The sequence below is a fragment of the Nostoc sp. NMS7 genome (assembly GCF_017115085.1).
GTDB lineage: Bacteria > Cyanobacteriota > Cyanobacteriia > Cyanobacteriales > Nostocaceae > Nostoc.
In genome coordinates, this window is record NZ_JABXKJ010000268.1 from 1 (window position 1) to 22,252 (window position 22,252).

Consider the following 22,252-nt stretch of genomic DNA (forward strand, 5'->3'; position numbering starts at 1 on the left):
TTCATTGGTTTGAGGAGATGATGTCATGTTGACTATTTTAGGCTTTTTAGAGTTAGTGTAATTAAATATGTAAAGTTTTGTATTAGGATTCAACATTTCTGGCTTTGAGCTTACTTTTTTCTCCAGATTTAGTTATTGCCTTGCAATTAGCTGATGATATGCTAGATCACATCGAGGATATCTTTATTAAGATAGCAGTTTTATCAATGAAGCCTAGTATTAATTAAAACCCTGACAGTGGTCTAAGAGAATATTTGAAAAGTCTAATTTATTACTAGCCCTGGCGACTGGAAGTCGCGGCTACACAGACAAAACCCACCTCCGTGGGTTAAAAACCTTGATTTTTCGTTACAAACGAATTTGGCTCACTGTCTCTTCGCCGTATATTCAGCTTCCAAACGGTCGTATTCTTCAATTTCTGCGGCAATCTCCGTGTCAATTACTTGTTGGTTAGCATAGTAGTAAGCTAACGCTGCATAAACTTGTGCCAACATTAGCTGCCCACAGCAAAATAAAACATTTATTCTTAATAATTAGGAGTCTAGCAGTAATCCCAGAATACCAAACATCCTGCCTAGATTCGAGACGATAGACTTTTTATAAGAGTAATTTTTGCAAAAACTCGAATTTCCCAACATTTCAAAACAGGTATGGGGCAATGGTGCGATTAAAACTGTGGCAGTGGGTTGTATTGGCAATCCCGATCGCTTTTATGATCATTTTCTTACTGGTAGCCGCCGGTTCGCAAATTCATGCGTGGGGCATTAGTTGGATCTGGGCTGTGTTCACCCTTCTATTCGTGGGTTGGCGTTGGCTGCTAGTTAAATGGACTCAACCTGCTGTTAACCAAGTGGAAGCTGTATTAGCCCAAATCCGCGAAGAATTGGAATCGACAGCAGAGGATACAGTAGGGCTACCAGTGGGAAATGATGTTACAAAGCTTGCAGAAGCCGCACTCCAAGAGATTCTGCAAGCGGCACAAAGCGATCGCCCAATTTGGGAAGACTGGCAAACTTTTTGGACGCGATGCCAAGATTTGGTGGTAGCGATCGCTCATATCTACAATCCTCAAATTCAATATCCCCTGCTGAATATTTACGTCCCCCAAGCTTACGGGCTGATTCGCGGAACGGTGGATGATATGGATCAGTGGATGCAAAAGTTATCCCCAGTCCTCAACCAAGTAACAGTTGGACAAGCATACCAAGGATATGAAGTCTACCGGAAGTTGGAACCATCGGCTCGGAAATTCTGGCGGGTTTGGAACTGGGCACAGTGGGTTTTAAATCCGGTGGCGGCGGTGGCAAAACAAGCCAGCCAAGGTTACAGTAACCAAGCAACTCAGCAATTATTGGGGAATTTGAGTCAGTTATTCCGGGAAGCTGCCCTGAGAAACTTATGTCGGCAGTCGATCGCACTTTACGGACGTAGCACATTACCAGTTTCAGCATCCTTACGTACACCAACTCTACCCAAGGCAAAAACCCAAACACTCCGAGAAATCTTGACTCAAGCTCAACCAGCCGAGGTGGTTGAACAAAAGCCCGTGAATATTCTGCTGGTGGGGCGCACAGGGTCGGGCAAAAGTAGCCTGATTAACACGCTATTTCAGACGGATCTCGCAGCCGTTGATGTTTTGCCCAGTACCGATCGCATTCAGAATTATCAATGGCATCAAAGTGGGGAAATCCTGACGCTTTTGGATACACCTGGTTATGAACAAGTCAACCGTGGCAATCTCCGAAATCTGGTGCTTGATTATGCTATCAACGCCGATTTGCTGCTGTTAGCTACCCCTGCTCTCGATCCGGCGCTGCAAATGGATGTGGACTTTTTGCAAGACATGAAAGCAGAAGTTGCAGATTTACCGGCGATCGCGATCGTCACTCAAGTAGATCGTCTGCGTCCGCTCCGCGAATGGCAACCACCTTATGATTGGGAATGGGGCGATCGCGCCAAAGAAATTGCGATTCGAGAAGCCACTGAATATCGCGCTAAACTGCTGGGAAACTTCTGTAATCTAGTTCTACCAGTGGTTACAGGTGAGAGCAAAACAAGTCGAATCCCTTGGGGAGTGGAGGCGCTATCGTTGGGATTAGTAGATGCGATCGCGCCTACCAAACAACTGCGTCTCGCCCGCTTTTTGCGTAACCTAGAAGCCCGTACCATCGCCGCCGCCAAAATCATCGACCACTACACCTTCCAGATGACCACAACACAGGGAGTAACGGCATTGCTCAAAAGTCCCGTCCTCCAGTTTATTGCTACGCTCTCAACCGGATCTCCAGCCCTAGCATTTATGCTGGCAGAGCAAATTCCTGTGGAACAGTTGCCGGTTGTGATTGGTAAACTCCAAATGGGATATGAGCTTTTCGCGCTCTTGAATACAGGCAACCTTAACCCGCTCAACTTTGAATTGCTATCTCTGTGGCCGCTACTGCTGGAAAACTCCGCTTCACCCGATCGCAACGCCTGGGCATTTGGTCATGCTCTAGTGGAATACTGGACTCAGAATCTAACGGTTGAAAAACTCCGGGAGCGATTTGAGTATTATTTGGCGATTTCCAAATAATCAGGACTTACACTACTAACGCTCTTTTATTACTCTCGCCAGAGCAAAACCTGAAACTTCTTTTTATTGAGATTGCTTTGGAAGTTTCTATGGATATGCGATCACAACGCCTGTGCATTTTGTCACGCCCTAGTGGACTATTGGACTCAAAATTTGACGGTTGAACGGCTGCGAGAGCGATTTGAGTATTATCTGTCGATTTCCAAATAATTTGTCTGTATTGAGGAATTAATGTCCTTGACACTTAAGCAGGTTGATTACCCCCAAAAGTCTTAGTCGATTACACCTTTGTTCCCTTCTTCATCAAAACTTTATCAAATATATTGTTGATGTATGTGTATTATTTAATAGTCAGTATTGATACTTACTCTTACAGAAGGTTTTGTGATGAAAAACAGCAGAGCTATTGCCAGTTTAATGATTAGTAGTGTGTTGGCACTGACTATTCCGGTTTTCATAAATCCGCACAAGGCAGATGCAAGCGATTATTCGGAAAACTTATGTCGGCGAACGGTCGTTGGCACATACCTAGCGACAGGTACTCAAACAAATTCCACTTCTGGTCAACCCTCGTCATACCGCGAAATTATAACTTTTACCGCAGATGGCAATCTCATTGCCAATGACTCTAACGCTGGTGGTGTTCCGGGTTCATCCAACCCAAATGACCAACCCTTTGGTGTTATACAAGGTACCTGGAAATGTACTGAAAATAACAAGATTGTTGCTAAGGCATTAAATTTCAGTTTCCCATCAGGGTCATTAGCAGGCAATATTGTACTCACTGAATATCAATTGACATTCAATCCGCAAACTGGAACAGTAAATGGAAGCGGCAAGTTTAACTTCTTTAACTTAAACAAAAGTCCACTAGATCAAAAGACTCAACCCCTTCCAATTCCACCCTTTAAATTCAGCTACCAAGGAGTGAAACTAAAGGCTGACTAATCAGTTTTGATTTCTACAAGCCTCACACTCGTGACTTCTTGATGTAAGCGTAGCTCGTCCCAGACATTGCTTTTATTCCATTAAATCATCTGTTGCAGGCTGACCCGGATAAAAGCGATCGCTCAGAATTTCCTCAAAAGGATATAAACATTGCTGGGGAAAAGTTGAGAGTGGCAGATTTGTTTCTCCCGATGCTAAATCCCTACCGTTTTGATATGATTCCGGGAGTGCTTCTTCAACGTCAGGCTTCAGGCTAGGATTTTCGTTGAGCAACTTGAGAATTTCCCGTCGTTGTACTCTAATTGTCGCTAACCAACTACGACTTCGTTGCTTTAATTGATATTCCCATTTGAGCAAATGTCCAATTAATATATTAAACACATTCCCAGCCTCCAGGCTGGGAACGAGGCGGCACAACACTTGGGGCTTTTCTTAGTGCCATTCTATCAGGTACAAAGGCTTTTTAATTACGAATTACGAATTAGAAAGTCAGCACACTGCGAATTGATTCACCTTTATGCATCAATTCAAAAGCATCATTAATTTGCTCAATTGGCATCACATGGGTAATCAAATCATCAATATTTATCTTACCTTGCATATACCAATCAACAATTTTCGGCACATCTGTACGTCCTCTAGCGCCACCGAATGCCGAACCTTTCCAAACGCGCCCAGTTACTAGTTGAAAAGGACGAGTACTGATTTCCTGTCCAGCACCAGCAACACCAATAACCACACTGACACCCCAACCTTTGTGGCAGCACTCTAATGCTTGACGCATAAGTTTGACATTACCAATACATTCAAAACTGTAATCAGCACCGCCTTTTGTTAAATCAACCAGATAGGGAACTAAATCACCCTCTACTTCCTGGGGATTAACAAAGTGTGTCATGCCAAACTTTTCTGCCAAAGCGCGTTTGCTGGGATTAATATCCACCCCGACAATCATATTTGCCCCTACCATCCGCGCCGCCTGGATGACATTTAAACCAATACCACCTAAGCCGAAAACTACAACATTTGCTCCTGGTTCCACCTTGGCAGTATTGATGACTGCACCAATACCAGTAGTCACACCACAGCCAATGTAACAAACCTTATCAAATGGGGCATCTTCCCGAATTTTTGCCAGGGCTATTTCCGGCAGCACCGTATAGTTGGCAAAAGTGGATGTACCCATGTAATGATGAATCATCTGCCCATCGAGACTAAAGCGACTGGTGCCATCGGGCATGACACCGCGTGCTTGAGTTAGGCGAATGGCTTGACAGAGATTAGTTTTGAAACTCAGACAATATTCACACTGGCGGCATTCGGGAGTGTAGAGGGGAATTACATGATCTCCTGGTTTGACGCTAGTAACACCAGCGCCTATCTCTACTACCACACCAGCGCCTTCATGTCCCAAAATTGCCGGAAACAAACCTTCGGGATCGTCACCAGATAAGGTAAAGGCATCGGTATGACAAACCCCACTGGCTCTAATTTCAACTAACACTTCGCCGGCTTTTGGCCCCGATAGTTGAACGGTTTCAATCGTCAACGGCTTACCTGCACTGTAAGCTACTGCTGCTTTAACTTGCAATGTCAGCCCTCCTATATAGTTTTTTAACGTTCTCAGGACTTACGCAAACAATAGTTAAAACCCTGATTTTTAGGTAGGAGCAATACCCTGCGGGAAGCTAAAGCTACATGAATTGCCCCAAAGGACGTGTAGTTTTGCGTAAGTCCTAGTTCTCTCCAATGCTGAAGCAGGGGATTATTTCAGTTAAACATATTGAGCGCATGCTAGACTTTTGTATCACTTGATCGTATTTATTCAGCGCGATCGCCCCGATAACGATAAATATTACTTTGTTAAGATATCATTCTCCAGCTAGATTAGTTAGAGACGGTAACAGCTGTTTTGGCAACGATGTAAACTTGATGTCAGCAGCAACCCTCAAATAATTTGTCCACCCCTCAATTCATATATTTTGTCACAGCTTATGAACCCTGCCCTAACTAAAATTGGCGCTCAAATGTCCAACCTGACTGGCGTAAGAGCAATCATGAAGGATATTATCGAAACATTACGAGCGGGTGCAGGGCAGCAGTTTATTAATTTGAGTGCTGGGAATCCGTTGATTTTGCCAGAGGTAGAGCAATTATGGCGGGATTGTACTGCACAGCTTTTGGCTAGTCCAGAATATGGTGAGGTAGTTTGTCGCTACGGCTCAAGTCAGGGCTATGCACCATTAATTGAAGCGATCGCTAATGATTTTAACAAACGCTACGGGTTAAACTTAAGCGATCGCAATATCCTGATCACGCCCGGTAGTCAAACCCTTTACTTCTACGCTGTGAATAGCTTCGGTGGCTACACTCCTAGCGGCGAGTTAAAACAAATCGTTTTGCCCTTGAGTCCTGACTACACAGGTTACGGCGGTATCAGCTTAGTTCCAAAAGCCCTAATCGCCTATAAACCGACTCTTGATATTGATGTAGCCGCCCACAGATTTAAATATCGCCCCGACTTCAGCCAACTATCGATTACAGAAAATACTGGTTGTGTCCTCTTCTCTCGCCCCTGTAATCCTACTGGTAACGTCCTCACAGATGATGAGGTGAAAAAAATTGCTGCCCTGGCTGCACCTTACAATGTACCCGTGTTAATTGACTCAGCTTATGCGCCTCCCTTCCCAGCATTGAACTTTACCGAAATGACACCAGTGTTTGGTGATAATATCTTACACTGCATGAGTTTATCGAAAGCGGGATTACCAGGAGAAAGGATTGGTATTGCCATTGGGGATGAAAAGTCGATTGAAGTGCTGGAGTGTTTTCAGTCAAATATGAGTCTCCATTCTTCACGTTACGGCCAAGCGATCGCCGCTTTTGCAATTAATTCTGGTGCTTTAGTAGAAATTTCTCATACTGTCATCCGTCCCTTTTACCAAAATAAGTTTACCGTTTTAGAAACCAGTTTAGAACAAGCGATGCCCAAGAATTTACCTTGGTTTCTCCATCGCGGTGAAGGAGCAATTTTTGCTTGGTTGTGGTTACAGGATTTACCTATTAGTGATTGGGAATTTTACCAACGAGTCAAGCAAGTAGGTGTGATTATTGTCCCTGGAAGTAGCTTTTTCCCCGGTTTACAGGAAGAATGGGCGCACAAGCACGAATGTTTCCGCATCAGCCTCACTGGCAGCGATGAGGAGATTGCCACAGCTATGCAACGTTTAGCAAAAGTGGCTGAAGAAGCTTATCAGCGTGCAGTTGTGAGTGCTTGATTTAGGGGGAGTTAGGAGAGACGCGATGAATCGCGTCTGTACAAGAGTAGGGACGCGATTCATCGCGTCTGTTATAAGAATTCTTTCCCCAATGCCCAATGACAAATGACAAATGACAAATTAGATAATTGGCTAGAAATTGGTAAGATTGTTGCTCCTCAAGGATTGTCTGGGGAATTACGGGTTTATCCTGTATCTGACTTTCCCGAAAGATTTGAGGTGCCGGGAAAACGTTGGTTGTTGCGTTCAGGTGACACAGAACCACAACCAATCGAATTATTGACAGGACGTTATATTAGTAATAAAAATTTGTATGTGATTAAATTAGCTGGTGTGGTAAATTGCGATCAGGCTCTGGCGTTACGCGGTTGTAAGTTAATGGTGCCAGCAAGCGATCGCCCCCAATTAGGCGAAGATGAATATCATGTCTTAGATTTGATTGGCTTGGAAGTCTTTATGCAAGCATCTGGCGAACTCGTGGGGACGGTGGTAGATATCATCTCTGCTGGAAATGATTTGTTAGAAGTCAAGTTGGATAAATCATTTGCTACTAACAAAAAGCAAAAGACTGTTTTGATTCCATTTGTGCAAGCGATCGCACCAGTGGTAGACTTGCCATCTGGTCGCATTGAAATTACGCCACCGCCTGGGTTGTTGGAAATAAATGATTAGGTTATTACTTGATCTGCCTCTAGCTAGTTTCGCTGTACTAGATACTTCAAGGAAAAGCAACGCTTGAAGCATGAGAAAATTAGAGTACATACTCTATCTATTAATCTAAGAAATGTAGCAATGCCAGAAAAACCAACAGCAACTATTCACATGCGACTGCTGGAAATATTGTCCCAATTGCCTTTGTCTTGTCAAGAAGAAGTATTAAATTTTGCTATCTCTCTCCAGAAAAAAAAACTAATTCAGCATTGGGATGCTATTTCTGATGTTGAGGCTGCTGCACTGAAAACTGAATTTGCTGATGAAGATTTAGCTTTTGCAGAATCCGTTTTAACTGATTATCTCCCCCGGCTTCAGCAAGAGGACGCAGTTTGATGCGAGGAGATGTTTATTTAGCTGATTTGAATCCGAGTCGAGGTTCAGAGCAAGCAGGTATCCGACCAGTTATTATTGTTCAGCGAGATAGACTAGCTGAGTTTACAACAACATCACTAGTAGTTCCTTTAACCACTAATCTGCGACGCGCTCTTATTCCAGGAGGGACAATTGTCATACCTTCAGCTGAAGGCGGTTTAACGCAAGATTCAGTAGTGCTTTCTTATCAAATTGTTGTTATCGATAAACAGCGATTAATCAGGAAATTAGGAACTCTTTATTCTAATTATTTATTAATGTTAAAAGTTGTATTAGAGTACACTTTAGAACTAGATAATTATGATGAATAAAATTTAGATTTGTACTATTAATCAATAGCGATCGCTCTCCATTCTGTGCCCAGAGGCCAAGGAATTTAGTCACAAAGGCTGAGAAAATTCATCATGGGTAGATGGCCATCATCTGGAAAACAAGTAGAATTGCGTACTGATGAACCCGTGAAAATCTTTTTGGAATGGAGTGTCGATAATGACATTAGCAACGATTCCACAAACCAAGCCTTTAACAGATGAAGAATTACGTAAGATAAACGCCTACTGGCGTGCAGCTAATTATCTTTCGGTTGGGCAAATCTATCTACTCGACAATCCGCTACTAAAAGAACCGCTAAAGCTGGAACACGTCAAACCCAGGCTATTGGGGCACTGGGGAACTACACCAGGGTTGAACTTTATCTATGTTCACCTGAATCGGGTGATCAAAAAATATGACCTAAACACAATCTATATTGCCGGGCCTGGTCATGGAGGCCCCGGACTGGTAGCCAATACCTACTTAGAAGGCACTTACAGCCAGTATTATCACAACATCTCCCAGGATGCTGAGGGAATCCAGAAACTCTTCAAACAATTCTCTTTCCCCGGTGGTATTCCCAGCCACGTTGCACCGGAAACTCCTGGTTCGATCCACGAAGGCGGGGAACTTGGTTACGCCCTTGTCCACGCTTACGGTGCTGCTTTTGATAACCCTGACTTGATTGTTGCTGCTGTTGTCGGTGATGGGGAAGCTGAAACAGGTGCTTTAGCGACTAGCTGGCATTCCAACAAGTTTCTTAACCCTGTACATGATGGTGCTGTACTTCCGATCCTGCATCTGAATGGGTATAAAATTGCCAATCCAACAGTACTGGCACGGATCAGCCATGAGGAATTAGAAAGCTTATTTGTGGGCTACGGCTACAAGCCATACTTTGTCGAAGGTAATGATCCCGCAGATGTCCACCAGCAGATGGCGGCGACTCTAGATATAGCGATCGCCCAAATTCAAAGCATCCAAAGAGAAGCCCGTGTACATGGTTTCACCGAACGCCCCCAGTGGCCGATGATTGTCTTCAGAACCCCCAAAGGTTGGACAGGCCCCAAAGAAGTCGATGGCAAAAAAACCGAAGATTTTTGGCGATCGCACCAGGTTCCCTTAAGCAACATCGCCCAACAGCCAGAACACCTAAAAATCCTAGAAGATTGGATGAAGAGTTACAAACCAGAAGAACTCTTCGACAGCAACGGTAAACTGATTCCCGAACTAGCAGAACTGGCTCCCAAAGGTCATCGACGCATGGGTGACAATCCCCACGCCAACGGCGGTATTTTGCTCTGTGACCTGAATATGCCCGACTTTAAACAGTATGCGGTAAATGTTTCTCAACCAGGAAAGGCGATCGCGGAAGCTACCAAAGTTACCGGCAAATTCCTGCGCGATGTTATGCAAGTTAACCAAGAAAGTAGCAACTTCCGCATATTTGCCCCCGACGAATTGGCATCAAATCGTTTGGACGCCGTGTTGGAAGTCACAGATAGAACTTGGGTAGCCGAGATTTACCCTGAAGATGACCACCTTTCCCCCAACGGTCGGGTGATGGAAATTCTCAGCGAACATTGTTGCCAAGGATGGTTAGAAGGGTATCTCCTCACAGGGCGTCACGGGTTGTTTACTTGCTACGAGGCATTTATCCACATCATTGACTCGATGTTCAACCAACACGCCAAATGGTTAAAAACTACCTTAGATATTCCCTGGCGTAGACCGATCGCTTCCCTCAATTACCTACTCTCCTCCCACGTTTGGCGACAAGACAATAACGGCTTCTCGCACCAAGATCCCGGTTTTATCGACCATGTAATTAATAAGAAAGCAGATATCGTCCGCGTTTATTTGCCCCCCGATGCCAACACTCTGCTATCAGTAACAGACCATTGCTTGAGAAGCCGCAACTACGTGAATGTGATCATTGCCGGAAAGCAACCAGCATTGCAATATCTGAACATGGATGCTGCTATTAAGCACTGCACCAAAGGCATCGGTATTTGGGAATGGGCCAGCAACGACCAAAGCAGCGAACCAGATATAGTAATGGCTTGCGCTGGGGATATTCCCACCTTAGAAACCTTAGCGGCTGTAGACATCCTGCGCCAGCACTTTCCTGAGTTAAAGGTGCGGGTAGTGAACGTAGTCGATTTAATGACACTACAGCCAAAAAGCGAACATCCCCACGGTTTGAGCCAAAAAGACTTTGACACGATTTTCACCACAGACAAACCCATTCTCTTTGCCTTTCATGGCTATCCCTGGCTGATTCATCGCCTAACCTACCGTCAAACTAATCACGATAACTTACATGTGCGTGGCTACAAGGAAGAGGGAACCACCACCACCCCCTTTGATATGGTTGTTCTCAACGATCTCGATCGCTTCCATTTGGTAATTGATGTAATTGACCGCGTGCCCAAACTAGGATATAAGGCAGCTTATGTCAAACAGCAGTTGCAAGATAAGCTAATTGAACACAAACACTATATTGATAAGTACGGCGACGATATGCCGGAAATTCGTGACTGGAAGTGGCCGTATTAAGAGGAGATAAGGGACTGACAAACTGATTCTGGGGGGGTGTCTCGCCCTCATCCCCTAACCCCTTCTCCCAACTTGGGAGAAGGGGAACTAGAGAATTTGCTCCCCTCTCCCAAAATTGGGAGAGGGGCTGGGGGTGAGGGTCAAATCTCGAAAGTTTGCCAAGGCTAATTTCTACGTTACAGCTATTTTCAGGTAAATAGACCACGCGGTAGGGGCACAGCATGCTATGCCCCTACGACAGATGTGGTTCAAATACATGAAAACTGCTGTAAGTTGACACCAATGGCGACACGAGCGCCCTAGCCAAAGGCGGGCTTTCCAGCCTACCCCACAAGTAGTAGTAATTTATTTGTTGGAAATCCCTAAGGGGGGACAAGGAGAGTCTTTAATACTCGTGAATGAAGCTCGGAACTCCGTTAATGAGTCTTTGATACTCGTGAATGAAGCTCGGAACTCCGTTAACGAGTCTTTGATACTCGTGAATGAAGCTCGGAACTCCGTTAACGAGTCTTTAATACTCGTGAATGAAGCTCGGAACTCCGTTAACGAGTCTTTGATACTCGTGAACAAGCACAAAAACTCCACTCCCTTGCCCCCAATACTTCTCTACGAGAGGCTGCGCCAACGGCTTCTCTACGAGACGCTGTTCGCGTTCGCTCAGTACAAGTGCCCCATCAAGTACGTCCGGTGAGGTTGGCAATTACAGCCGCTAACTCACCGGGATTAACTGGCTTAGGGACGTGGAGTTGAAAACCTGCCAACAGGGCTTGCGTGCGATCTTCTGCCCTAGCATAGGCTGTCAGTGCTACTGCCGGAATCCGTCCCCCTTGCTCTGTTGGCAGCGCCCTGACTTTCCGAATTAGTGTGTAGCCGTCTTCTTGGGGCATACTAATGTCGCTTACCAGTACATGGGGGTGAAATTGTTGCAGGGCAAGCAGTGCTTCACAAACAGATGCAGCTGCTATAACTTGGGTGCCATACTTTCTCAGAATCGTCGCCAGCAAATGACGCGCCTCTGCCTCATCATCGACAATCAGCACCCGCAAGCCATCTAGCTTTGGTAGGTAATTCTTAGTCTCTTGGGCATCTACGACAGATGAAAGCTGCTCTGCTGTATTAGCCTCTGGATAAATGGCTTTCATTGGCAGATTCACAATGAATGTCGCCCCCTGTCCAATTCCTGGACTTTCGGCAAAGACTGTACCACCGTGTAATTCTACCAAGTGGCGGACGATCGCTAACCCTAATCCTAGTCCACCGTGCGATCGCGTGCTGGAACTGTCGGCTTGACGAAAGCGTTCAAATACATGGGAGAGGAATTCGGCAGCAATTCCCCCTCCCGTATCGCTAACCCGAATTTGGATGTAGGATTCAATGCGCTGCAATTGCACATCGACTCTTCCCCCCTTGGGTGTAAACTTGACGGCGTTGGAGAGCAAATTCCACACAACCTGTTGCAAGCGCTTGGCATCACCCATAATTAGCCCGACTTCCGGGTTGAATTGACACTTGATGCTAATCTCTTTGGCCTGGGCTGCTGGGCGGACAGTATCGATTGCTGCCTCTACAAGTGGTACAAGTTTTACCTGATGAATATTTAGATGGAGTGTGCCTCTAATAATCCGCGAGACATCTAGGATATCTTCGATCAGTTGAGTTAGGGATTTGCTGTTACGCTCAATTGTCTCTAGTGCGCGGACAGTAGTAGTCTCATTCAACTTGCGACTCCTAAGTAGCTGCGTCCAACCCATTATGGCGTTTAGGGGTGTGCGGAGTTCGTGGGAGAGTGTGGCGAGAAACTCATCTTTGATGCGGTTTGCAGTTTCGGCATCGGCGCGTGCTGCTTGTTCGCGCTCAAGCAATTGTTTGCATTTTTGCTCTGCTTGCTTGCGTTCTGTAATGTCGCGTTGAGTTCCCCAGGCTCTGACTAAAAGCCCATTTTCGACAATTCCCACTAGATTATTCAAAAAATATTTGGAATTACCTTGCTGATCTATTTCATGCGACTCTGCATCGATTAGTCGGTAGTTAGAACGGATAAAATTACGCAGGTATGCAATATTATCTGGATCGGAGGAAACGAGAAAGTCTCCTAGTCTGGCGCTGATAATTTCTTCGGCACAAGAAAAGCCATACATCTGCGCCATCACATTGTTGCATTCCGCTAAGTAAACATATTCATAAAAATGTTGAATTTGTTCATCTTCTGGACAGTCTGGCGAAATTGGTACTTCCAGTTCAATGCACCAAATAGCTTCTGAACTCTGCTCTAAAAAAGCGCGATAGCGTTCTTCGCTTTTGCAAAGGGCAAGCTCTAGTTGTTTGCGTTCGCTTAAATCAACTACAAAACTAATAATATCGTCTGGATTATTTTCTAATAAAGCAGAACTTAACAGGATGGGAGCGCGGCTGTGATCTTTGCGAATATATTCGTTCTCAAAAGGCTGACACACGCCTTTGGTTGTCAGTTCTGCGTTAGCGTTGGCGTTGGCGTTGGCGTTGGCGTTGGCGTTGGCGAAGCCTCTCGAAGAGAAGCTCACCGTTCGCGCAGCGTCTCCTAGAGAAGGTATCGCGCTGTTGTTAGCTTCAATATATTCTGGTGGGATCATCTCGCGCCATCTAACTTGCCCTGATCGCAAATCTTCTTGTGAATAACCTACCATTCCTAAAAAAGCATCATTAGCTTCTGCGATCGCTCCGTCCATTTTGGTTACAATTACCCCAATTATATTGGAATCTACCAACTTTCTAAACCTTGCTTCGCTCACCTGAAGATATTGTTTGGCAGTGCGTAACTCGGAATTTAGCAAGCTAATAAGTGTTGTCACCAGCACAAATAAACCTAACCGCAATATGTTGTCTAGACTCGCAACCAAGAGCGAAAACACAGGCTCTAAAAAAAAGTAGCTGATCGCTAAAGTAGACAAAGCAATAGCTAGCAACCCTGCTCCCATGCCACCATACCAGGAACTAACCGCCACGGCGCCAAAAAACAGTAGAAAAATAGTTGGTTCCAATAGTGGCTGTAGCAATAGGCTACCAACAGCCACTAGTGCCACAGCATAAGGCGCTAGCAGGGAACGTATTCCTTTCAATGTGGCTTCTCCTTTTATGCAGCTAGCTAAAGCATTACTCCCAAAATCAGCTAGAGAATGCTCTGGCCTAGCCCATGATAGACATCGCTCAACCCCTATTATGAGTGGAAAAATACACCTTTAAGCAGTTAATTGCTACGAATCTATCTAAAGTAGTAAAACTTAGTTATAGCAAAGCTTCAATAGCTGATAATCGTCGCTCTAATTATAGATATTCTCTTTTTTACTCTCTCTCAAATAGTAGATATTTTTTAGACTTTTAAATTGATTTGTTTTAGTATATAAGTCATCATTTTACCTTTACCTTTAACCTTAATTAAACCTCGTTTATCCAATAAGTATTTATCCTTTAAAAGCTGATAAGTTGTTTCACCAACCTGGATAGTACCTGCTATACCGTGTGATTCCATTCTACTAGCAAGATTGACTTTATCTCCCCAAAGATCGTAGGCAAACTTTTTCAGCCCAATTACCCCTGCTACTACTGATCCTTTACTAATCCCAACAAATGAGCGTGAATAGTTCTACTACCAGACCGATTTTAAAGGCGGATATCTTCTCTTCTAATTGTGAATTTGCCCAAAGAAAAAAAGCGATCAAAGTCAAGCCAGCTACTAGGATAATCTGCGCCTGTAATTGCAGCCGTTTCAGTTGAAAGCTCTGTCGCTGCTCTTTGTACGATTCGTCAAGGTTATTATCGGTTTGCCAATGGGACATTCCCTGACTAATCAGCGCATCTAGTTGGGTTTTGTCAGAATTATTTGGATGAATCATGCACTTTTTGCGTTATTAGTAATTAATGGACTAGTGAATGGGGCATCACGCATAGGGCATAGCGAATGGAAATAATTACCAATGCCCAATACTTCTCTACGAGAGGCTACGCCAACGACAATGCCCAATGCCCAATGCCCAATGCCCAATACTTCCACAACGCTCAGTACAAGTGCCCAATTTCCAAAATGGCTCGTACCCCTACATTAAATTTTGATCGTGGTACATTAATTTTGCATCCACCACCACGCGGTAAAGGTTGGATGGACTATGCGACGTGGGATGATCGAGTTGAAAAATTCCGCATTCCAGCAATTAGATACCGATCGCTAGTGGAAGCACTACAAGCGGAAGATGTCTATTTTATTGATGAGGCAAAGCAATTTTATCCTGTAGATTTGGTTCCCAGTCTGGAAATGGAACCATATCCCCACCAAACTGAGGCGCTAGCGGCTTGGAAACTGGCGGGTAGACAAGGGGTAGTTGTGCTTCCCACTGCGGCGGGAAAGACTTATTTGGCACAAATGGCGATGCAGTCAACGCCGCGCACGACGCTGATTGTGGTGCCAACTTTGGATTTAATGCATCAGTGGTATGCACACTTGGTAGCGGCTTTCCCCGATGCTGAGGTGGGATTGCTGGGAGGTGGTTCGCGGGATAGAACGGCTATTTTAGTTGCAACTTATGATAGTGCTGCAATTCACGCCGAAACGTTGGGGAATCAATATGCGTTGCTTGTTTTTGACGAATGTCATCATTTACCGACAGATTTTAATCGGGTGATTGCGGAATATGCGATCGCACCTTATCGCCTGGGACTCTCCGCTACACCAGAACGTACCGATGGTAAACACGCTGACTTAAATATCCTCATTGGTCAAGAAGTATATCGCAAACGCGCTGAGGATTTGGCGGGGAAGGCATTAGCAGAGCATGAAATTGTCCAAATTAAGGTAAAGTTATCGCAACTTGAGCGGGAAAGATACAATCAACTAATTCGAACTCGCAACGATTTTTTGAAGCAATCTAAGATTTCTTTGGGGAGTCTGCAAGGTTGGCAAATGTTCGTCCAAATGAGCGCGCGATCGCAATCTGGACGTAGAGCTATGTTAGCGCACCGGGAAGCGAAAGATATCGCTTTGGGTACTGATGGTAAATTGCGAATTCTGGGTGATTTATTGGCAGAACATTATCCGGCACGAATTTTGATTTTCACTGCGGATAATGCGACAGTTTATCGCATTTCTCAAGAGTTACTAATTCCGGCAATTACTCATCAAACTCCTGTGAAGGAACGCCATGAGATATTAACAAAGTTTCGAGAGGGTAAATTTAATACTTTGGTTGCTTCTCATGTGTTGAATGAAGGTGTTGATGTGCCTGCGGCTTCTGTGGCGATCATTTTATCAGGAACGGGTTCGGCTAGGGAGTATACTCAGCGATTGGGGAGGATTTTACGGAAGGGGAATATTGAGAATAAGCAGGCGATTTTATATGAGGTGGTGGCCGAGGATACGAGTGAGGAGGGGACTTCGGCTAGGCGAAGAGGGGAGAAGAGGAACGAACCGCCATCGCTTTTAGCGTCTCCCCTTGGGAGAAGCCGCCAAGGACACGAAGAGAAGAAGGAGAATAAAGGGAAGTTAGAGGTTGTATATGGGAGTGGGAAGGATAGGAGTTTGAAGGCTGCGGAACAGTTAGAAATTAATTATTCAACCGGAAGTTCAAAACTTGTACTGAGCGAAGTCGAAGTATCCAAAATCCAAAATTCAGCAGATGTTACCGACAGACTTACTGATGCATCGCCAAAACGGGGAGGAGATTATTCCGAAGAGACTGAAGATTGATCAGAAAACTTCGGAGTTGGCGATTGAGTTAATTAATTATTTTCAATCAGCAGTGGGGAAGACTCAAGGTGTGCTTGAGCGACAACTGACTGATTTTGAAGGCGATTCTACAGATTATCGGGTGAAGCGGGGATTAGCTTATATTCTCAAAAGCAGTTTTTGCACTTTTGAGGTGGTTAGTCCTCTGGAACCACAAATGTTAAGAGAACGGGTGTTTTCGCTAGCTGCAAAATCGATTTCAAGTCGGGAATCAACACAAGTTACTCTTGGTAAAGTTGCTGATGAGTTAACTCAAGAACTAGAACGGGAAGTTTTACTAGAACAAGTTCGGAATGGATTATATGCTGATTTATCTGAAAATAAGATTCTGACTGTGTTTGATGCACCAATAGCGCCAGATTTGTTAAATCGATATAACTTATCTCAGGTGCAGGGTGTATTTTATAAAGCCAGTCAACTTGTATTAAATGCTCACCGGAATGTTCCGGGTGAATATAAGTTGTTATTTCGCTATTTAAAGTTGTTTCAATTGATGGCTTATATTGAGGGTGATGCTGACCACGGGTTTACAATTACCATTGATGGTCCGACGAGTTTGTTTAATCCTAGTACGCGGTATGGGTTAGCGATCGCAAAACTTATTCCGGCTTTACTTCACGTTACTAGATGGAGTCTTTCTTCAATTCTCCAAACCCGCGACGCTTATACAAATACTTGGAAAACTGGACGTTTTACTCTCAATTCTGAATGTGGTTTGGTATCCCACTATCCACCAGGGAAGCCCTACGATAGTATGCTAGAAGCATCCTTTGCTGATAAGTGGGATGCGTTGAAAAGCGGTTGGGCGTTAGAGCGAGAAGTTGATTTAATACCAATTCCTGGTAGTGTGATGATTCCCGATTTCCGCTTAGTTCATCCTGATGGACGCACCTTTTTATTAGAAATTGTTGGTTATTGGCGACCTGAATATTTACAAAAGAAGTTTTCTCAGGTGCGGCGGGCTGGACGTGACGATTTGATTTTGGCAATTTCCGAGCGACTGAATTTAGAAAAGGCGGGAGTAAAATTAAATGATGTCCCCGCCAGAATTGTTTGGTTTAAAGATAAGTTATTGCCGAAAGCTGTATTAGCTGTAATGGATTGAACAAGGATAAATCAGATGAAAACTATAGAAACAATTGCCACACTTACCAAAGATGGTAAAATTACAGCGCAGTTACCATTGGATATTCCAGAAGGTGAGCATCAGGTGGTAATAGTAATTAATGAGAAGCCTTTAGTAGAGAAAGTAGAGAGTAAGGAAAAGCGTCCTCCTCTAAACTTTCCTGTGCATAATTGTGGACTTTGGCCTGAAAATCTTTCTTTAAGACGTGAGGATATGTATGACGATTGGGGACGGTGATCCTGTTTTTATAGACACGAACATCTTGGTGTATGCAAATGTGTCCGAATATCCCTTTGACCAAGCAGTGATGCATTAATCGAATAGAAATACTATGAAAACTATAAAAACAATTGCCACAGTTACCAAAGATGGTAAGATTACAGCGCACTTACCACTAAATATTCCAGAGGGTGAGCATGAGGTGGTAATAGTAATTGATGAGAAGTCTTTGGCACAGAAACAAGAGAAGAAAGAAAAGAAAGCGCCTCTCAAATTTTCCGCCTATCCTGTAGGATTAGTTTCGGAAAGTTTAACTTTCCGCAGAGAAGACCTTTATGCAAACGACTAATAACCCTGTATTCATCGATACGAATATTTTAGTTTATGCAAATTTAGCCTTGTCGCCATTTCATGTACAAGCGACAGAACGACTGCAAGTACTTGCAGAACAAGGTATTGATTTATGGATTAGTCGCCAAACTTTGAGAGAATATTTGGCAGCAATGACAAGACAGACCGACTTAACGGGGAACATTCCTATTACATCTTTAGTGGCAGATGTACGGTATTTTGCTAGTTATTTTCGCTTGGTTGAAGATAACTTACTGGTGACAGAAAGGCTACTGTCACTCATGGAGGAAATTCCTAGCGGTGGTAAACAAGTTCATGATGCAAATATTGTCGCCACGATGCTAGTTTATGGCATTCCTCAGTTACTCACTCACAACATAGGTGATTTTGCAAGATTTTCTGGGTTAATTACTGTTTTGTCGTTACAAGGTTAGATTGCTTGTTGTTATATCATGTCAGCTTGATTGCTTATTAAACCCGAAGAACCCCACCCCCGCCAAAGCTATGCTTTGTCTCCCCTCCCGAAGAGCGGGGAGGGGCTGGGGGTGGGGTGTATTGACTGTGGTTAGCAAGCCCTAATTATGCGGACATGATATTACTACTCATAAAAATTTACTTCACGTTACGAAATGCAGTCTTTCGGTAATTGTGCAATCCCACTGACTAACCCCAAATACTTTTGCGTTCCCAAAACTGGGCGACTCTTTTTTCCCACTCTTCCCAGTAATCTTTGATAACTGCTGATTCAAACCAAAATACCTCTGCTGGCATTTCTGGAATCGCTACTACCAAGAGAGCGTGTTTTAGCTGAATGCCATAATCTTGATAATACTCGTTAGCTGCTCCTATGTATGCCGTAAGTTGCAGTGGATGTTCATATAAATGCTCAATTGAGCCTTTAGGTTTGTCTGCTGTTTTCCACTCGCAAATACAGGGAATACCTTGATAGCTGGCAATGCAATCAACTTTGCCAGAATAACCCAAATTATGATGAAAAACAGAGCCTTCGACGAGTCTAACTGTGTCGATTTGTTGTAAAACTGGCTTGATACTCTCCCAATAAGGGCGACTCGCTTCAGGACAAACAGGGTTTTGACCAAGGAGGTAGCGCTCAATTTGTTTGTGTGTTTGGGTTCCTCGACGACTAGCAGTTGTAGTAATGCGGGTAGCTTCTTGTGTACCAACACGCGCTTTCCAGTTTAATAATCTGTCTCGGTCTGCTTGTGATTTGGTGGCATTAAGTATTGTAGTAACGCTGGGAAAGTGATTTCCCTTGGCATCTACATAATATTGTTTACCATTTTCTCTCTTGGCTGTGGCATTAATACGTGGTAGCAGTTGGGTATTATGCATCAGTTGGTGTGTTGACTTTAATATGTGTGATATATTTCCGAAATAAATAAAACTGCATTTGTATCTTCCGGTGGGATGTTGTATCTTATTACTAAATTATGGAACCTGTAACGCTGACCGCAGTTGGAACAGCGATCGCTACTATAGTTTTAACTAAAGCTCTAGAAAAAACTGGCGAAAAGCTTGGGGAAGCTGCATTAGACAAAAGTCGTGAGTTAATCGAACAGCTACATAATAAAAATAAGTTGCCCGTGTTAGCGAATGCAACACAGCAGCCGTTAGATTATGGCAAAGCACTGCTGGAGTTGAAAGCAGTAGCAGATGCAGATACCGAAATTGCTCAATCAGTGCGAGAAGTGGAAGCAGCCGCAAATGCTGACCCCCAAGTAGCGCCGAAAGTCCAGGCGCTAGCGAATGACCTAAACTCGCAACCAGCAGGCGTTATCAATTCTACAAAGTTAGCTGACTCTATTAAAAACGTCTTTCAGGGAAATACTTTCACTGGTACTAATAACTTCTGACTGTACCCGCCTGAAGGGGAACAGGTAAAGTTAAATCCCTCTACTGAAACACCGCAAAATTTACCCCTGAGTGGGGTGGTGGAGTTTATTGGACGTGAGGCAGAATTGCAAAACCTCCACCAGATGTTGCAGGAAAATAATCAGGTGGTAATTGCAGCGATCGCTGGCATGGGTGGACTGGGTAAAACAGAACTTGCCTTACAATATGCCATCGCTCACCGTGAAATTTACAAGGGTGGAATTTGCTGGTTGTTGGCAAAGGCTGGAGATGTGGGTATTCAAGTTGTGCAGTTTGCCAGAACGCAGCTTGACTTAAACCCGCCAGAGGATTTGGATTTACTCGCCCAAGTGCAATACTGCTTTCGGCTTTGGCGCGAAGGTAATGTGCTGCTAGTATTAGACGATGTTGGAGAATATCAACAAGTTAAGCCTTACCTGCCCTCGTCATCTTCTCGGTTTAAAGTGTTGATTACCACGCGCCAACACTTAGGAGCATCTATAAAGGTATTATCTCTAGATGTATTGCAACCAAAAGCAGCGCTAGAGTTATTAAAGTCATTTTTTAAAGAAACACCACAGCGAATTGAGCAAGAATTGGCTGTTGCAAATCAGTTGTGTGAATGGTTGGGATATTTGCCTTTGGGTTTGGAATTAGTCGGGCGATATTTGGCGCGAAAACAGGATTTATCTTTCACAGAAATGTTGCGGCGGTTGGAGAAAAAGCGACTAGAACAACCCGCCCTTGTTAAACCAGAAGCCGATATGACAGCACAAGGAGGTGTATTAGCAGCCTTTGAATTGAGTTGGCAAGAATTAGAAGACAGCGATAAGCAGCTTGGCTGTTTGCTGAGTTTATTTGCCGCCGCACCTATATCTTGGAAGTTGGTGGAACAGTGTTTACCAGAGAAAGACGAGGAAGAGTTAGAGGAAATTAGAGATGATACTTTGCTGAAACTGCATTTGCTACAGCGCAAAGGTGAGGGAATTTACCAACTGCATCCACTGCTGAGGGAGTTTTTTCAATATAAGCTTACAGGTTTAGAGCAAGCAGAAGAATTAAAGCGATCGCTTTGTCGGGTAATGGTAGCAGTCGCCAAGAAAATTCCTCAAAATCCTATGCGTGAGAGCATAATGGTTTTTTCCCCCGCTATCCCTCACATAGCGGATGTTGGCAAGAATCTAACTGAATATCTCACGGATGAGGAGCTTACTTCGCCTTTCATAGGTTTAGGTCGATTTTACGTGGGTCAGGCATTTTATGACCAAGTTACACTTTGGCTTGAGCAGTGCCTAACCTTGACTCTAAATCGTTTTGATTCTGAGCATCCCACTGTTGCCACGTCCCTCGAAAACTTGGGGTTAACTTATTTCTCTCAAGGTAGTTATACAAAAGCCGAACAACTTTTGTTGCAAGCATTGGAAATCAGACAGCGCCAGTTCGGAGAACAGTATCATCCGCAAGTAGCATATAACCTTAATGCTTTGGGAATGACCTACTGCGCTCAAAGGCGTTACAAAGAAGCTGAATTGTTTTATTTTGAAGCTTTGAAATTCTGGTTACGTCACTTCGGAGAGCAGCATCTTGATATCGCTCTTAGCCTGAATAATATAGCTCATCTTTACTATTGTCAGGAGCGTTATAACAAAGCGGAACCCTTTTTTGTACAAGCCTTGGAGCTAAGGCGGTTCTTGCTACCAGAACAGCATCCTGATGTGGCACAAAGCCTTAATAATCTGGCAGCAGTATACTTTTATCAAGGTCGCTATCAAGAAGCAGAACCGTTATATGTGCAAGCCTTGAATCTGCTTAAAGACTTGCTACCAGAACAGCATCCTAATATAGCACAAAGCCTTAATAATCTGGCTAGACTGTATCAATCTCAAAGTCGCTACAAAGAAGCAGAACCGTTGTATGTACAAGCCTTCGAGATTTACAAGCGCACCTTAGAGTCAGAGCATCCTCAGACAATCATCTGTTGGAACAATTACATAATGTTTTTGAGGCAGGCAATTCTTGATGGTCGTGCCAATTTGGATCTATTGAGAGATGATCCTTTAGGTCAGGTGATCTTGGAGGCAATTCAAGCAGAGCGCGAGCAATCAAAGGATTAGGAGTAAGCTAATCGGCATTTAAATTGCAACATAGTCACTATTACCCTTGTTTTTTATTTTTCG

21 protein-coding genes are annotated in these 22,252 nt (G+C 44.0%); 14 read left to right on the forward strand and 7 right to left on the reverse strand.

Annotated elements, in window-relative coordinates; translation table 11 throughout:
* Nucleotides 1–365: 365 nt before the first annotated feature.
* A complete protein-coding gene (locus HWQ38_RS39535) occupies nucleotides 366–494 on the reverse strand; it encodes a hypothetical protein (RefSeq protein WP_292805821.1) in 129 nt (42 codons plus the stop codon).
* 164 nt (nucleotides 495–658) lie between these two features.
* Between HWQ38_RS39535 and HWQ38_RS39540 the strand changes: the two genes are divergently transcribed.
* Nucleotides 659–2,572 carry a GTPase family protein gene (locus HWQ38_RS39540; RefSeq protein WP_292805824.1) on the forward strand — a complete coding sequence of 638 codons (1,914 nt, stop codon included), beginning with the start codon at nucleotides 659–661 and terminating at the stop codon, nucleotides 2,570–2,572.
* A 387-nt stretch (nucleotides 2,573–2,959) separates the two neighbouring features.
* Nucleotides 2,960–3,520: a hypothetical protein gene (locus tag HWQ38_RS39545; RefSeq protein ID WP_292805827.1), complete on the forward strand. Its 561-nt coding sequence runs from the start codon at nucleotides 2,960–2,962 to the stop codon at nucleotides 3,518–3,520.
* Nucleotides 3,521–3,592: 72 nt separating this feature from the next.
* Here HWQ38_RS39545 and HWQ38_RS39550 read toward each other — a convergent pair whose 3' ends face one another.
* The gene (locus HWQ38_RS39550) at nucleotides 3,593–3,901 is read right to left on the reverse strand and encodes a DUF29 domain-containing protein (RefSeq protein WP_292805830.1); all 309 of its coding nucleotides are present in this window, start codon (nucleotides 3,899–3,901) and stop codon (nucleotides 3,593–3,595) included.
* A gap of 100 nt (nucleotides 3,902–4,001) precedes the next feature.
* The gene (locus HWQ38_RS39555) at nucleotides 4,002–5,111 is read right to left on the reverse strand and encodes an S-(hydroxymethyl)glutathione dehydrogenase/class III alcohol dehydrogenase (protein WP_292805833.1); all 1,110 of its coding nucleotides are present in this window, start codon (nucleotides 5,109–5,111) and stop codon (nucleotides 4,002–4,004) included.
* Between the two features lie 403 nt (nucleotides 5,112–5,514).
* Here HWQ38_RS39555 and HWQ38_RS39560 point away from each other — a divergent pair, with 403 nt between their 5' ends.
* The 5 genes from HWQ38_RS39560 to HWQ38_RS39580 all read left to right on the forward strand — a co-directional run bounded on the left by HWQ38_RS39560 (nucleotide 5,515) and on the right by HWQ38_RS39580 (nucleotide 10,755).
* On the forward strand, nucleotides 5,515–6,798 hold the full coding sequence (locus HWQ38_RS39560; protein ID WP_292805836.1) for a valine--pyruvate transaminase: 1,284 nt from the start codon (nucleotides 5,515–5,517) through the stop codon (nucleotides 6,796–6,798).
* A gap of 105 nt (nucleotides 6,799–6,903) precedes the next feature.
* Nucleotides 6,904–7,470 (forward strand): ribosome maturation factor RimM, encoded by a 567-nt coding sequence (gene rimM / locus HWQ38_RS39565; protein WP_292805838.1) that lies wholly within the window; start codon nucleotides 6,904–6,906, stop codon nucleotides 7,468–7,470.
* Between the two features lie 120 nt (nucleotides 7,471–7,590).
* Nucleotides 7,591–7,845 (forward strand): hypothetical protein, encoded by a 255-nt coding sequence (locus HWQ38_RS39570; RefSeq protein ID WP_292805841.1) that lies wholly within the window; start codon nucleotides 7,591–7,593, stop codon nucleotides 7,843–7,845.
* A complete protein-coding gene (locus tag HWQ38_RS39575; RefSeq protein WP_292805844.1) occupies nucleotides 7,845–8,195 on the forward strand; it encodes a type II toxin-antitoxin system PemK/MazF family toxin in 351 nt (116 codons plus the stop codon). The genes HWQ38_RS39570 and HWQ38_RS39575 overlap by 1 nt, the downstream gene beginning before the upstream one ends.
* Before the next feature lie 178 nt (nucleotides 8,196–8,373).
* The gene (locus tag HWQ38_RS39580; RefSeq protein ID WP_292805847.1) at nucleotides 8,374–10,755 is read left to right on the forward strand and encodes a phosphoketolase; all 2,382 of its coding nucleotides are present in this window, start codon (nucleotides 8,374–8,376) and stop codon (nucleotides 10,753–10,755) included.
* 674 nt (nucleotides 10,756–11,429) lie between these two features.
* Here the strand turns inward: HWQ38_RS39580 and HWQ38_RS39585 are convergent.
* The 3 genes from HWQ38_RS39585 to HWQ38_RS39595 form a co-directional block, all read right to left on the reverse strand.
* Entirely contained in the window at nucleotides 11,430–13,850 is a 2,421-nt protein-coding gene (locus HWQ38_RS39585; RefSeq protein WP_292805850.1) for an ATP-binding protein, read from the reverse strand.
* A 251-nt stretch (nucleotides 13,851–14,101) separates the two neighbouring features.
* A complete protein-coding gene (locus HWQ38_RS39590) occupies nucleotides 14,102–14,350 on the reverse strand; it encodes an adenylate/guanylate cyclase domain-containing protein (RefSeq protein WP_366933406.1) in 249 nt (82 codons plus the stop codon).
* A complete protein-coding gene (locus tag HWQ38_RS39595; protein WP_292805853.1) occupies nucleotides 14,346–14,624 on the reverse strand; it encodes a hypothetical protein in 279 nt (92 codons plus the stop codon). Before HWQ38_RS39595 ends, HWQ38_RS39590 begins: the two co-directional genes overlap by 5 nt.
* 188 nt (nucleotides 14,625–14,812) lie before the next feature.
* On the opposite strand from HWQ38_RS39595, the gene HWQ38_RS39600 reads away from it, so the two are divergent.
* The 5 genes from HWQ38_RS39600 to HWQ38_RS39620 all read left to right on the forward strand — a co-directional run bounded on the left by HWQ38_RS39600 (nucleotide 14,813) and on the right by HWQ38_RS39620 (nucleotide 18,637).
* Nucleotides 14,813–16,468, forward strand: a complete 1,656-nt coding sequence (locus tag HWQ38_RS39600; protein ID WP_292805879.1) for a DEAD/DEAH box helicase family protein — start codon at nucleotides 14,813–14,815, stop codon at nucleotides 16,466–16,468.
* Nucleotides 16,398–17,612 carry a DUF790 family protein gene (locus HWQ38_RS39605; RefSeq protein WP_292805856.1) on the forward strand — a complete coding sequence of 405 codons (1,215 nt, stop codon included), beginning with the start codon at nucleotides 16,398–16,400 and terminating at the stop codon, nucleotides 17,610–17,612. The genes HWQ38_RS39600 and HWQ38_RS39605 overlap by 71 nt, the downstream gene beginning before the upstream one ends.
* Nucleotides 17,613–17,627: 15 nt before the next feature.
* Complete coding sequence (locus HWQ38_RS39610; RefSeq protein ID WP_292805858.1) at nucleotides 17,628–17,870, forward strand: hypothetical protein; 243 nt, start codon at nucleotides 17,628–17,630, stop codon at nucleotides 17,868–17,870.
* Between the two features lie 94 nt (nucleotides 17,871–17,964).
* On the forward strand, nucleotides 17,965–18,201 hold the full coding sequence (locus tag HWQ38_RS39615; protein ID WP_292805861.1) for a hypothetical protein: 237 nt from the start codon (nucleotides 17,965–17,967) through the stop codon (nucleotides 18,199–18,201).
* On the forward strand, nucleotides 18,188–18,637 hold the full coding sequence (locus HWQ38_RS39620; RefSeq protein ID WP_292805864.1) for a type II toxin-antitoxin system VapC family toxin: 450 nt from the start codon (nucleotides 18,188–18,190) through the stop codon (nucleotides 18,635–18,637). Before HWQ38_RS39615 ends, HWQ38_RS39620 begins: the two co-directional genes overlap by 14 nt.
* A gap of 229 nt (nucleotides 18,638–18,866) precedes the next feature.
* Here the strand turns inward: HWQ38_RS39620 and HWQ38_RS39625 are convergent, their stop codons facing one another.
* Nucleotides 18,867–19,556 (reverse strand): PD-(D/E)XK nuclease family protein, encoded by a 690-nt coding sequence (locus HWQ38_RS39625; protein ID WP_292805867.1) that lies wholly within the window; start codon nucleotides 19,554–19,556, stop codon nucleotides 18,867–18,869.
* Between the two features lie 98 nt (nucleotides 19,557–19,654).
* Here HWQ38_RS39625 and HWQ38_RS39630 point away from each other — a divergent pair, with 98 nt between their 5' ends.
* Together HWQ38_RS39630 and HWQ38_RS39635 are read left to right on the forward strand one after the other, a co-directional pair.
* Entirely contained in the window at nucleotides 19,655–20,077 is a 423-nt protein-coding gene (locus HWQ38_RS39630) for a hypothetical protein (protein ID WP_292805870.1), read from the forward strand.
* A gap of 75 nt (nucleotides 20,078–20,152) precedes the next feature.
* Nucleotides 20,153–22,189, forward strand: a complete 2,037-nt coding sequence (locus HWQ38_RS39635) for a tetratricopeptide repeat protein (protein WP_292805873.1) — start codon at nucleotides 20,153–20,155, stop codon at nucleotides 22,187–22,189.
* Nucleotides 22,190–22,252: the final 63 nt, after the last annotated feature.